This window comes from Frankia sp. Hr75.2, from assembly GCF_949319125.1.
GTDB lineage: Bacteria > Actinomycetota > Actinomycetes > Frankiales > Frankiaceae > Parafrankia > Parafrankia soli.
Genome location: NZ_CASGGV010000288.1, coordinates 97955 through 111193, shown reverse-complemented (window position 1 = coordinate 111193; position 13239 = coordinate 97955). Strand labels below are relative to the sequence as shown.

The following is a 13239-nucleotide window of genomic DNA, read 5'->3' as shown; positions in this document are numbered from 1 at the left end:
TCATGAGTTCCGAACGACCTGCTCCGGCGCATCGACGGGTGGTTGCGGCCTCGCCGTCCGCACCCGGGCGTGCGGACGGCCGATGACCGGGCCGGGCGCGCCCACCGGCGAGGCTGCACGCCCGAACCGCCACCGCGAGGCGGTCGAGGCCGCGCTCGCGGCGGCTGCCGACGGGCGGGTCAGGCTCGCCGACGCCTTCCACCGGCTGTTCGCCGTCGCGGACGAGGGCGGCTGGCAGGGCCGCGCGGCGAGCGACTGGCGGCGCCAGGCCGAGCAGGCGCGCACGGCGACCCTCGGCACCGTCGACGCGTTCGCCGACGCCTGCCGCCGGTCACTGGCCGGACAGCCCGAGTGGGTGCCCGCCGACGATCCCCGTGCCCGGCACCCCGGGCCGGCCCTGCCGGCCGGCGGCCGGTGACCGCGCCGAGCCATGCCCGCACCCGCCAACCGAGTCGTTGTCGATCCCCACTCGCTGCGGAGACTGATCACCGCGATGGCCGACCTGCGGGAGACGGCGCAGGCCCAGGCCCGGCTGCTGTCGGCCCACGTCGACGCCACCCGGATCGCCGGTGACACGCCGGCCAGGCTGCGGGCGGCCCACGCCTGGGCCGATCAGGACATCACGATGCTGCGCCGGCGGCTGGCACTCGCCGAGGCCGCCGATCCCGGGACCACGGGCCCGCTGCCCCCGGCCGCCCTGCGCGGCGTTCCCGACCTGTACGACACCGCCGAACAGGCCCGGGCCGCGGGGCGCTCGCTCGCCGACCGCCTGCTCCGCCCGGATCCCGACCGCCGCGACCGGAGCAGGCTGGCCGACCTGGCGGCGACGCTGTCCGGGCGGGCCGCGGACCCCGACTTCGTGACCGGCTTCTACGACCGCCTCGGCCCCTCCGCTCTGGCCGGTCTTCTGCACCAGGTCCTCGGGGCCCGGGAGCCGGGCGCCGCCCGGCACGGCGAGGAGATCATCGGTCGCACCCTGGCGAGCTACAGCCGGCTGCGCCGCCTCGACGCCTCCTGGCTCGGCCGGTTCAACAGCCGGCGCCGGGACGACCAGGTCGAGACCTCGCTGCTCGGGCCGCTGCTGCGGCACGGCCGCTTCGCCTCCGCGCTGCTGGCGCGCCTCGGCGAACTGCTCTTCGGGACGGGCGACGGCTCGCTGCGCGACGTCGGCCTCCAGGCGGGGCCGGGCGGGCCCGCCGCCAGGGGCGCGGCCGGCATCAGAGGCGCGGGCGGCGCCGGGGATGCGGGCGGTGACCGGCTAAGCCGGGAGGCGTTCGGCTCCGCGCTGCTGCGCGCGATAGCCGCCGACCCCGAGCTCGCGCCCACCTTCAGCACCAGGCACCTCCCCCAGCTCCTGCACGCCTCCAGGGCGCAGAGCGCCGACGTGCCGGCCGGCCTGCGCCCAGCCGGAGGCTGGCGCGCCCCGGAACTCGAGACGGCGCGCACGGAGCTCGTCGCGGCGGCCGGCGGCGCGGAGGCTCGGCTGGCGCGCCCGGGCGCCGCCCGGCAGTTCGTCGCACAACTGGTGGACGTGGTGGCAGGGGCCGGCCCGAGCGAGGTCTCCCCGCGGATGCGAGCGGCCTACGGCGAGGTCCTGCACGCCTGGCGCGACGACCTCTACGCCGCGGTCGTCTCGCCGCTGCCGCCCGACCCCGCCGCGCTCGACGCGCCCGGGCTCGGGCGGGAGCCCCGGCAGTGGGCCGCGCTGCTGCGTGAGAGCCTGCGCGGCGGCGCCAGCGCCCCGCTGCTCGCGGCGGACGCGGTGGCCGTCGGGGCGGGCATCGATCAGCGGGCCTGGGAGCAGACCCGGGGCTACAACGGTCCCGGCGCGGCGCACTACCCGGCGAGCCCGCGGGCCCTGGCCTACCACCAGGCGAACGAGGTGACCACGTTCTTCGGGACGGCGTTGAGCGAGACGGCCGAGCGGGTGCTGCGCGAGCACGCCACGAGGCAGGAGGAGCACCGGCTGCGCACCGCAGTCATGATCGACATCCTGGCCGAGGTGGCGAAGTCCATCGACTTCACCAGCGTGGTCCGGACCCTCACCAACGCCGCCCGGGGTCTGACGGTCGAGATCGTCGAGGACCGGGTCCGCCGGGCCACCGCCCACCTGCCCACCGCGGGCTCCCAGGCCGTCCTGGCCGACCTGCGCGCCGGGTTACGGGCCATTCCGGGGTGGCAGTCCCGCTACCGCGCCTCGGTGGCGGACATGTGGCGGCACCGGGACGGCGACCCCCTGCGGCCGGTCGTCGTCCAGCTCCCCGGTGGCGGTACCCGCCACTACACCGGCGACCCGCGCGCCGACGGGTTCGTCACCGGGCCGGCGAACGACTTCACCGGTCCGGGCGGCGAGCCGATGGACGTCGCCCGGATGAACCGGGAGCAGCGGACGGCGTACGCCGCCTGGCTGGCCAGCCCCGCGATCGTGGCGAACAACGACCGGCTGCCGGCGGTGCTCACGGCGCCACCCGCGGACGTGGTGCCCGGGTGGGCCCCGGGCTGGGCCCGGTCTGCGCCCGCGGGCAAGGTGCCGCCGGGATGATCCCCCACCGCACCCGCCGCCCGGGCACCGCCGCGGCCGCGCGCCCGAACCTGAGGTTGGCCGGTCAGTCCGGCGGGATGCGCAGGACGTCGGCGATGTCGAACCGCACCGGGCGCTCGAGCTGGGCGTAGGTACACCCGCCGGGGTCACGGTCAGGCCGGAAACGGACGAACTGCGTGGTGTGCCGGAAGCGCGGTCCCTCCATGTGGTCGTAGCGCACCTCGACGACCAGCTCGGGCCGCAGCGGGACGAACGAGAGGTCACGGCCACGGGCCCACCGGCTCTCCTCGGCGTCCCAGGGCGTGCGCGCCGGCTGCCCCGCGGCCGCTGTCGGTTCCTCGCCCGCGTCGCCGCCCGGCTGCGCGGCGTTCTCCGGGCCCTGGCGGGCCCAGGGGTGGGAGTCGATCGGCACCACGAGATGGGCCAGCTCGCGGACGAGCTCCCGCCGGCGCGCCATCGGGAAGGCCGAGGTGACCCCGACGGACAGCAGCGGGCTTTCCCGGGCCGGGTCCGTCGCGTCCTCGGAGTCGGCCTCGTCCGCGGGGTCGGCGTAGAGCCCGAGCAGCAGCGACCCGACCGCCTCCGGATCGTTCTTGTGCGGCCGGTAGCCGGCCACGACGCAGTCGGCGGTGCGGTCATGTTTGATCTTGAACATTACGCGCTTGTCCGGCTGGTACGCCCCGTCCGGCGGCTTGGCGACCAGCCCGTCGAGCCCCGCGCCTTCGTAGCGCTCGAACCACTGCCGGGCCATGTCGAGCTCGCCGGTCGAGGGCGTGAGGTAGACCCCGCTCGGGACTCGCCGGACCGGTGCCGATCCGGGCGCAGCCGGGCCGGCGTGGCCGGCGAGAACCTCCTCGAGCACGGCGCGCCGCCGGGCGAACGGCTGGTCCGTGAACGCCTCGTCACCGAGTGCCAGCAGGTCGAACGCGACGAACGAGACCGGGGTCTCCAGCGCGAGCTTCGCCACCCGGCTGGTCGCCGGATGCACCCGTTGCGACAGCTCCTCGAAGTCCAGTCCGTCCGGGCCGACGACGACGATCTCGCCGTCAAGCACGCAGCGGTCGGGCAGTGCCGCGAGCAGCACCTCGACCAGCTCGGGGAAGTAGCGGGTCATCGGCCGGGTGCTGCGCGAGGTGATCTCCAGCTCGGCCCCGTCACGGAAGACCAGGGCGCGGAAGCCGTCCCACTTCGGCTCATACAGCATGTCCGGGGGGATCTGCGGCGCCGCGCGGGCGAGCATCGGCTTCACCGGCGGTGTCACAGGCAGGTCCACCCGCCGATCCTCGCGCATCGGGCCGGCGCATCGCGAGCACGGCAGGCGGGTCAGCGCGCGCGGGTCACGGCCAACACCTGCTCGGCGTGGGCGGGATCGCACACGACCAGGTCGGGCAACAGCGGGTCGGGCTGGTTGTAACGCAACTCCGACCCGTCGAGCCGGCTGGTGTGCAGGCCGGCCGCCCGCGCGACGGCCACCGGCGCCGCGGAGTCCCACTCGTACTGCCCGCCGTCGTGGACGTAGATGTCGGCGTCGCCGCGGATGACCGCGGCCACCTTAGCCCCGGCGGACCCCATCGGCAGCACGGTCGCGCCCAGCTTCTCGGCCACGTCGGTGACGACCCGCGGCGCCCGCGTCCGGCTCGCGACGATGCGCGGCACCGCGGCGTCGGCGCCCGCCGGGGCCACCGGGCCGGCCGGGATCCCCCGGTTCCCCGCGGGGCCCGCGGGGCCTGCGGCCACCGCGCCGGCCCCGCGTGCCGCCGGGAGCGCCCGGGCGGGGAGCGGGCCCTCGCTCGAGAGCGTCACGCCCAGCGCGGGCAGCGCCACGACCCCGACGGTCAGTTCGCCCCGTTCCCACAGCGCGACGTGCACGGCCCAGTCGGTCCGCCCCGGCTCGGCGAACTCACGGGTGCCGTCGAGCGGGTCGACGATCCACACCCGGTCCGCGCCCAGCCGCACCGGATCGTCCGCCGCCTCCTCCGAGAGCACCGCGTCGCCCGGCCGGTGACGGCCGAGGGCGCGGGCCAGCAGCCGGTGCGACCGGGCGTCGCCGGTCTCGCGCAGGGTCGCCGGTTCGGCGAATCCCAGTTCGGCCCTGATCCGCAGGAGCAGCTTGCCCGCGTCAGTGGCCAGCCGGACGGCCAGCGTGGCATCGCTGAGCTCATCCGTGGCGATGTCGACCGGAACCGTGGCGAACCCGTCCGGCCGGCGGATGTCGTCGGTGCTCATCGGGTGGGAGTCTTCCACCCGCTACCGTCGCGGGTGTGAGCGCCACCTCCGACACCGCCGTCGGCTCGTCCGCCCCGGATCCGCATGCCACGGCTGGTCCGCCCGACATACCGGGCGCTGGTGAGCAGCGCGGCGCGAACGGCGTCTGTCCGCTTGCCGTCGTCGCTGCCGACCGCGCCCGCGAGCTGCGGGCCGCCTCGGTGGCCTGGCCGTCGGTCGTGCTCGACACGCGCCAGCTCACCGACCTGGAGCTGATGCTGCTCGGCGCGTTCGGCCCGGCGCCGAGCTACCCGGGCCGGGCCCGCCAGCCCGCCGGGCCGCCGGTGCCGAGCCTGACCGTCCCCGGTGAGACAGCGGCCGCGCTGGGCCCGGGCATGGACGTCGCGCTGCGCGACCGCGAGGGCGTGATGATCGCGGCCCTGCACCTGCTCGGTCTGGAGCCCACCGCGGACGACTCACCGACGCCCGCCACCGCGATACCGGCGGAGGCCTCCGGAACGCCGGCGACTGCCACCGGAGCGGGCCCGGTGCGCCTGGTCGGCACGGTGGAGGGCCTGGAGCTGCCCAGCCATCCGGACTACCCGCGGCTACGGCTGACCCCGGAAGGGCTGCGCGCCGAGTTCGCCGCCCGGGGCTGGGCGACCGGGGCGGGCGCGGCCCCGTGGGCGGTGTGGGCCGACGGCCTGCTGTACACCGCCGACGTCGGGCGCATCCGCGCGCTGACCCGGCAGGGCAAGCACTGCGTGATCCTGGCCCCGGTCGGCGGGGCGGACCCGGCCGACGCCGCGCACCACCTGCGGGTGCGCTGCCTGCTCGCCGCGCTGGACGCGATCGACGCACCGCCCCGCCCGGCCGAGGCGACGCTGGCCCACGAGCCGGTCGCCTCCGACGCGGTGTCGCGGGACGACGGCCGGACGCATCCGGCCAGCCCGCCGGAGCCGGCCCACACCGCGGCGCTCGCGCCGGAGTCCCGCCAACACCGCAGCATGCTCGTACTGGTCCCGGTCGTCCCGTCGGAGCGGCTCGCCGCGCCCCGTGAGCCGGCGATGAGCGCGACCGCCCCGGGCGGCCTGGCCGACGAGGCGGCGAGCGAGCCGGCGTTGGACGAGATCGCCGAGCTCACCGCCCTGCGGGCCCATCTCGCCGAGGTCTACGGCTGTGCCGGCAGCCTGACCGGGCCGGCGATCGGCGCGCCGGGCGCCGACGATCTCACGACCCTGCTCGACGCGGGTGTGCCGCTGCCCGCCGAGCTCACCCCGCCCGCGGTGGCGGCCGAGCTGACCCGCGCGGTTCCCCCGCGCCGCCAGCGCGGCCTGACGATCCTGTTCACCGGGCTGTCCGGCTCGGGCAAGTCGACCCTGGCGGGCCTGTTGGTGTGCCGGCTGCTCGAACGGGGCCGGCGGGTCACCCTGCTCGACGGCGACATCGTGCGGACGCATCTCTCCCAGGGCCTGGGCTTCTCCCGCGCCGACCGGGACACGAACGTGCGCCGCATCGGCTTCGTCGCCGCGGAGGTCGCGGGCGCCGGCGGGATCGCCGTGTGCGCGCCGATCGCGCCCTACGCTGACGTCCGCGCCCAGGTGCGGGCGATGACCACCGCCCGCGGCGGCGGCTTCGTGCTCGTGTACGTGTCGACCCCGCTGGAGGTGTGCGAGGCACGGGACCGCAAGGGCCTCTACGCCAAGGCCCGGGCGGGGGTGATCCCCGCCTTCACCGGCGTCTCCGACCCGTACGAGGAGCCGGCCGACGCCGACGTGGTGGTCGACACGGCGGGCCTGCCGACCGAGCAGGCCGTCGACCGGGTGCTCGCGCACCTGGTCGAGGCCGGCTGGGTCGAGGGCGCCCGCGGCCAGTAGGCCCCAGTGGGCACCCGCCAGCCCGCTGGCAGCAGGAGGGACCCGCTGTCAGTAGGCGCCCTCGCGGCGCAGCACGGCGAACAGCGTGCGCCACAGGATGACGAAGTCCATGGCCAGCGACCAGTTCTCGACATAGCGCAGGTCGAGCCGGACGGACTCGTTCCACTCCAGGTCGCTGCGCCCGCTGATCTGCCACAGCCCGGTGAGGCCGGGCTTGACCATCAGCCTGCGGTAGACGTCGTCCTCGTAGCGCGCGACCTCCGAGGGCAGCGGCGGGCGCGGGCCGACCAGCGACATGCTGCCGTTGACCACGTTGAACAGCTGGGGCAGCTCGTCGAGCGACCACTTCCGGAGGAACTTGCCCACCTTGGTGATCCGAGGGTCGTCCCGCATCTTGAACAACAGGCCCTCGGCGCGCTCGTTGCTCGACTCGAGCTCGGCCTTGCGCTGCTCGGCGTCTACATACATCGAACGGAACTTGTACATCCGGAACTCGCTGCCGCCGCGCCCGACCCGGATCTGTTTGAAGATCGCCGGACCGCGGCTGGTGAACCGCACCGCCAGGCCGAGCCCGATCAGCAGCGGAGCGAACAGCAGGATCGCGGTGCCGGCGACGATCCGGTCGAAGGCCATCTTCATCAGCCGGCGCGTGCCGCTGAGCTCGGGCTCCTCGATGTGGAGCAGCGGCAGGCCGGCCACCGGCCGGATCGAGATCCGCGGCCCGGTCACGTCCGTCAGCGCCGAGCTGACCAGGACGTCCACGTCGCTGCCCTCGAGGGCCCACAGGACCCGGCGCAGTGTCTCGCCGTCCATCTGCGGGCCGATCGCGACGGTTGTCGCGTGGGTCGCCTGGATGGCGGTGTGCAGGTTCTCCGAGGTGCCGACGATCGGCACACCGAGCAGGTCGAACCCGCTGCGCTCGGGGCGGTCGTGGCTGTGCCGGCCGGGCAGGCGGTCCAGGCAGACACCGACGACGGACCAGCCGGTGGTCGGGTCGCGCTGGGCGAGCCGGACGAGGGTGGCCGCGGACTCGCCGGCCCCCACGACGAGGACACGGTGCAGGCAACGCCCCTGCCGCCGCATGCGGTGCAGGATGCCGCGCCCGGCGGAGCGGCCGGCCACCGACAGCAGCGTGGCGGCCGGGAAGGCGATGAGCACGTAGCTACGGGCGATCTCGGCCTTTGTCGCGTAAGAGGCGACGGCGACCAGCGCGGTGAGCCGGGCGGCGGCGTTGACGACCCGCCGGAACTCCTCCGAGCCGCCGCCGAGGAAGCGGCTCTCGTAGGCGCGGTTGAGCGACATCGCCAGCACCCAGGCCAGCGGCAGCAGGACCGTCATGATGATGTACGGCTTCGAGGAGGGCGGCTTGGTGTCGAAGTCGACGACGTCCCCGAAACGGACGAAGTAGGCCAGGCCCGCGGAGATCACACAGGCGATCGCGTCGAAGAGCACCAGCAGCCGGACGTAGCGCCGCTCCCAGCCGACCTGGGCCCGGTAGCTGGTCGCGTCGGGCGAGGTCTCGACGTGGGCGAAGTCGAACTGCGTGCCAGCGGGCACACGATGGTGCCGGCCGGCGGCCGGTTGCGCGGGCGGCCCCGGCCAGCCGGGCGCGGCCGGCGGCTCGGGCCAGCCGGTTCCCGCCGGCGGCTCCGACCAGTCAGCCTCTGCCGGCGGCTCCGGCTCCAGCCAGTCGGACTCCTCGGGCGGCCCCGGCCAGCCTGGCCGCACGGGCGGCCCCGGAGGGGTCGGCTGGCCCGGTTCGAAGTAGCCGCGGGACTGCGGCACGACACCCGGGCCGCCGGCGGGCGGCCAGGATCCACCAGCCGGCCTCGTTCCACCCACGGACCTCGCCCCTCCCGCCGGCCTCGCCCCACCGGGCGGCATGGCTCCGCCGGACGAACGCGGGCCGCCGGGGGGCACCGCCCCCCCGGACGATCTCGCCCCCCCGAATGGTCTCGTTCCTCCGGACACAGTCTCCGTCACAGCAGGACCCCCCCAGGACCTCGGTACATCAGTTCCGATCGGCGAGCTGGACGGGTGGAGACCGCCCCCCGCGCATCTCCCCGCCGCAGCCATTGTCGATCAGAACCAACCGGCTCGTGGGGCAGATCGCCGACGCGGACACAAGGTCGGACCCGGGGCCCAGGCACGTTGACGCCTCGCACCGAGGCGTTCATCGCAGGTTCACTCCCCCGTGGCTTCATCGCTCGCGGCTTCACCGACTCCGACCTCCAGCGATCGTGTACGGACCCGGGCAGCCCCGAATCGGCCCGGGGAACACCTCCGCGCGGTGTGGGCAACCGACGCGACCCGGGACGCCGACGCGGACCGCCGCGGTCCGCCCAGGCCCCGACATGCGGCGCTCGATGGTCAGGCGGCAACGTTACCGGCACGACCACCGCCGCCGACCAGCGCCCCGCCCGGGGCCGAAGCCGTGTTTCCGACAGCTCCGCGTCGGGTATGGCCGCCCCGCCGATGACTAGGAGTAGTTAAAACAACCGAGACCCTTCAGTTGCTCACCGTCACACAGAAACCGAATCAACCGAATTGAGGCGATTTGCGGTTACGTTCAGTGCATTCCATTGTCGAGTAGCAGACAGAACCGAGCGGCGATGCTACTGTCAGTCATGGCCGGGCCGGGGAGCGTCCGGCCGCCGACCACCGAGCGCCCGGGTCCTGCGGACCGATGGATGCCGGTGGTTTCTGCCCGCCCGGGTCGACATCCGCCGCCCGGCCGTGAGGGCAGCAATGGGGCGGTCGGCGCCTGCCGGACGGGTGGGGGCGCCCGGGCAGGCGCCGACCTCTTCTCGCGGAGGCGAGACCGGGGCTCAGCTCGCGGAGGCGAGACCGGAACCGGAAGGCCGGGACCCGGGGTTACGGCAGGGCGGCGACGACGTCCGGCAGCGGCTTGCGGGCGCCGCTGTAGAACGGCGTCTCCAGCCGGGTGTGGCGGCGCGTCGCGCTCGCCCGCAGGTGGCGGATGCAGTCGACGATCCGGTGGAGCTCGTCGGCCTCGAACGCCAGGAGCCACTCGTAGTCACCCAGGCCGAACGCGGCCACGGTGTTGGCCCGCACGTCCTCGTACTCCCGGCCCATCATCCCGTGCTCGGCGAGCAGGCCGCGGCGCTCATAGTCGGGCAGCAGGTACCACTCGAACGACCGGTTGAACGGATACACGCAGATGTAGTCCCGCGGGTCCTCCCGGCGCACGTAGGCCGGGATGTGGTTCCGGTTGAACTCCGCCGGACGGTGCAGACCCACCGCGGACCACACCGGCTCCAGGCACCGCCCCAGGCCGGTCTGCCGGAAACGCTGGTAGGTCTGCTGCAGCAGGTCCGGGTTGGGTGAGGTCCACCAGATCATCACGTCGGCGTCGGCCCGGTAGCCGGAGACCTCGTAGATACCACGGGTGTAGACGTCCTTCGCCAGTGCGCCGTCAAGCAGCTCGCCGGCCTCCGCCGTGATGCCCGCGCGATCGGCGGGCAGCGGCTGCCGGGCGGCGAACACGAACCAGCCCGTGTAGAGCAGCTCGTCGTTCAGCTCACGGGCCGACTTCGTGGACTCCCCGTCGGCAGGTCCGGGAGCGCCGGAGGCGGGGGCACCGGTGGGGACGGTGGTGGTGGGGGGGGCGCTGTTGGTGGGCACGGTGGCCGGAGGCCGCCCACCCGGAACGGAGGACGCGGACGCCGAGGTGGTGCCGCTGCGCTGGACGTCATCGCCAGTTGACATGCCACCATTGTCCACCCTGGCCGCGGGTCGGCGAGCGAGCCAGGCCCACCGTCGCGGGGTGCGGGGGCGCCCACCACCGCGGTGCGCCCTCCGCCCCAGGCTCCCGCGGGTCAGGCACCCGCCGGCTCGGACTCCGCCGCCTGCGTCCCGTCCGGCCGCAGCTGGCCCACCACCGACGCCGCGGCCGCCTCGCCGGAACGAATGCACGCCGGGATGCCCACACCGTCGTAGCCGGCGCCGGCGAGCGCGATGCCCGCCGGCAGCGCGCGCCGGACGGCCGCGATCCGGCCCAGGTGCCCCGGCAGGTACTGCGGGAGCGCCCCGCCCCAGCGGCTGACCCGGTTGGCGATCGGACGGGCGCTGATCCCGGTGACCTGGGCGACCTCGGCGGCGGCGACGCCGGCGAGCTCGACATCGCCGCGCCGCAGGTCGTCGTCGGCGCCGGCGCGGCCCACGCTGGCCCGCACGACCGTCAGGTCGCCGCCGCGGGCGATGTGCGGCCATTTCACCGACAGGTAGGTCACCGCCTTGATCGACAGGCCGGCCCGCGCGGGGATGAGCAGGCCGCTGCCGGGCGGCGGTACAGCTCCCCGGTAGAGCAGTGTGACCAGGCCCACCGACGCGTACGGCACCCCCGCGAGGGGCGCGGCCGCGTGCGGGGCGATCGGGGAGAGGAGATCACGCGCGGCGCCGGCGGGAACCGCGAGGATCACCGCGTCGGCGACCAGGGGCGGGGGCACCTCACCGCCGCCCACCGGGTCACAGCGCACCTGCCAGCCGCCCTCGACCCGGCGCAGCTCCCGGGCCATCAGCCCGGTCCGCACCGTGGCACCGCTGGTGCTGGCCACCTTCTCCGCGAACGAGCCCAGGCCGCCGCGCAGCGAGGCGAACACGGGCGTCTGCGCCGGGGCCGGTCCGGTCCGGGCCCGGACGCGGTGCGCGCCGAGCAGCAGCGAGCGGTCCTCGGTCGCGATCGGGGTGAGCTGGGGGACGGTCGCCTGCAGCGAGAGCGCGTCAGCCCGCCCGGCGTAGACGCCGCCGAGCAGCGGGTCCACCAGCCGGTCCACGATCTCCCGCCCGACGCGGGCGCCGACGTACCCGCCGACCGTCGGGTCCGTCGGCAGGGTCGTGCGCGGGAGCACCAGGTCGGCCGCGGCGCGCAGCAGCCCGAAGGGCGAGAGCACCCGGGAGCGCACCAGGCCGAGCACGTCGGTGGGGACCCCCAGCATCGTGTTGGGCGGGATGGGACGGCGCCGCCCGCCCACCCACAGCGAGGCCTTGGTCGTCGTCGGATGCACGATGTCGTGCCCGAGCCCGATGTGCCGGGCCAGCCGGAGCGCCTCCGGCACGCGGACGAGGAAGGCCTCCGCGCCCTCCTCCACCGCCAGCCCCTCGATCGGGGTGGTGCGCAGCTTGCCGCCGATGCGGTCACCGGCCTCGACCACGGTGACCTCGGCCCTGCCCGCCAGCGCGCTCGCGGCGGACAGCCCCGCGATACCCGCTCCAATGATCACAACCCGCACGTCTTCTCCCAGCCCCTTCACGCCGTCCCCGTGTGGCCGCCCCCGGATCGGGGCCCTGGGCCCACGGCTCCACCGACCTCACCTGGCCGGGCCGGCCCGAGTCCCGCGGCCGGCTCCAGTCTCGCCCGCGGCCGTGCCACGCCGGTGGCGGGCACCGCCGAGCGGCCCCGGACCGGCCTACGGCCCCGTGCGCGGGCCTGGCGAGTCGGTGGCTGCCGCCCCGCTGTCAGAACTGGTGGACGAGGTCCACGATGTGCGCCAGCACGCCCGGATCACTCTCCGGAAGCACGCCGTGCCCGAAGTTGAAGATGTGCCCGGGAGCGGCCGCACCCCGGCGGCAGACGTCGCGGACCTTCGCCGCGAGGACGTCGGACGGGGCGAAGACCGCGGCCGGGTCGAGGTTGCCCTGCACGGCACGGCCGGGGCCGACCCGGCGGGCGGCCTCGTCCAGCGGGACGCGCCAGTCGACCCCGACGACGTCCGCGCCGGCCGCGCCCATCGCGCCGAGCAGCTCCCCGGTGTTCACCCCGAAGTGGATGCGCGGGATGCCGTCGTCGGCGAACGCCGCGAGGACCCGGGTGCTGTGCGGAGCCACGTAGCGCAGGTAGTCGTCCTCGCTGAGCGCGCCCGCCCACGAGTCGAACAGCTGGATGGCGTCGGCGCCGGCGTCGACCTGCACCCGCAGGAAGGCGGCCGTGATGTCGGCGAGCCGGCCGAGCAGGTCGTGCCACAGCACCGGCTCGGCGTACATGAGCGCCTTCGTGCGGGTGTGGCTGCGGCTCGGCCCGCCTTCGATCAGGTAGCTGGCCAGGGTGAACGGCGCACCGGCGAAACCGATCAGCGGCGTCTGCCCGAGCTCGCGGACCAGGGAGGCCACCGCCTCACTCACGTAGGGCACGTCACCGGGCTCCAGCGGGCGCAGCACGTCCAGGTCGGACGGCGCCCGGACGGGATGGGCCACCACGGGCCCGACCCCGGCGACGATGTCGACGTCCACCCCGACGGCCGCGAGCGGCAGGACGATGTCCGAGAAGAAGATCGCGGCGTCGGGCCGGAAACGGCGCACCGGCTGCAGGGTGATCTCGGTGACCATGTCGGCGTTGCGGCAGGAATCGAGCATGGCGGTGGTGGCGCGCAGGGCGCGGTACTCGGGAAGCACCCGGCCGGCCTGCCGCATGAACCACACGGGCACGCTGTCGGGGCGGTCCCCGGCGGCGGCGCGCAGGAACGGCGAAGTCGCGGCGAGACCTGGACGTCGGGGCGAGACCCCGGGGCGAGGCGGCGCAACGGCGGTACTTCCGAGGGACATGGCCCGATCGTTGCACGCCCGGCGGACAGATGCCGCGCAGGGCACACGACTGTG

At 75.3% G+C, this 13239-nt stretch carries 9 protein-coding genes; 3 read left to right on the top strand and 6 right to left on the bottom strand.

Annotated features, from left to right (window positions below):
* Positions 1 to 82: 82 nt before the first annotated feature.
* Both AC559T_RS20635 and AC559T_RS20630 read left to right on the top strand, forming a co-directional pair.
* Complete coding sequence (locus AC559T_RS20635; protein ID WP_112107774.1) at positions 83 to 418, top strand: hypothetical protein; 336 nt, start codon at positions 83 to 85, stop codon at positions 416 to 418.
* Positions 419 to 430: 12 nt separating this feature from the next.
* On the top strand, positions 431 to 2542 hold the full coding sequence (locus tag AC559T_RS20630; protein ID WP_498869779.1) for a hypothetical protein: 2112 nt from the start codon (positions 431 to 433) through the stop codon (positions 2540 to 2542).
* Between the two features lie 64 nt (positions 2543 to 2606).
* On the opposite strand, the gene AC559T_RS20625 is transcribed toward AC559T_RS20630, so the two are convergent.
* On the bottom strand, positions 2607 to 3815 hold the full coding sequence (locus AC559T_RS20625; protein ID WP_498869778.1) for an ATP-dependent DNA ligase: 1209 nt from the start codon (positions 3813 to 3815) through the stop codon (positions 2607 to 2609).
* 50 nt (positions 3816 to 3865) lie between these two features.
* The gene (locus AC559T_RS20620; protein WP_498869777.1) at positions 3866 to 4768 is read right to left on the bottom strand and encodes a 3'(2'),5'-bisphosphate nucleotidase CysQ; all 903 of its coding nucleotides are present in this window, start codon (positions 4766 to 4768) and stop codon (positions 3866 to 3868) included.
* A 35-nt stretch (positions 4769 to 4803) separates the two neighbouring features.
* Between AC559T_RS20620 and cysC the strand changes: the two genes are divergently transcribed.
* Entirely contained in the window at positions 4804 to 6624 is a 1821-nt protein-coding gene (gene cysC, locus AC559T_RS20615) for an adenylyl-sulfate kinase (RefSeq protein ID WP_498869776.1), read from the top strand.
* Between the two features lie 48 nt (positions 6625 to 6672).
* On the opposite strand, the gene AC559T_RS20610 is transcribed toward cysC, so the two are convergent.
* The 4 genes from AC559T_RS20610 to hemE form a co-directional block, all read right to left on the bottom strand.
* A complete protein-coding gene (locus AC559T_RS20610; RefSeq protein ID WP_071061797.1) occupies positions 6673 to 8181 on the bottom strand; it encodes a sugar transferase in 1509 nt (502 codons plus the stop codon).
* A 1317-nt stretch (positions 8182 to 9498) separates the two neighbouring features.
* On the bottom strand, positions 9499 to 10353 hold the full coding sequence (gene hemQ, locus AC559T_RS20605) for a hydrogen peroxide-dependent heme synthase (protein ID WP_498869775.1): 855 nt from the start codon (positions 10351 to 10353) through the stop codon (positions 9499 to 9501).
* Between the two features lie 110 nt (positions 10354 to 10463).
* Positions 10464 to 11876: a protoporphyrinogen oxidase gene (gene hemG / locus AC559T_RS20600; protein WP_131625961.1), complete on the bottom strand. Its 1413-nt coding sequence runs from the start codon at positions 11874 to 11876 to the stop codon at positions 10464 to 10466.
* Positions 11877 to 12102: 226 nt separating this feature from the next.
* Complete coding sequence (gene hemE / locus AC559T_RS20595; RefSeq protein ID WP_112108130.1) at positions 12103 to 13185, bottom strand: uroporphyrinogen decarboxylase; 1083 nt, start codon at positions 13183 to 13185, stop codon at positions 12103 to 12105.
* Positions 13186 to 13239 lie beyond the last annotated feature (54 nt).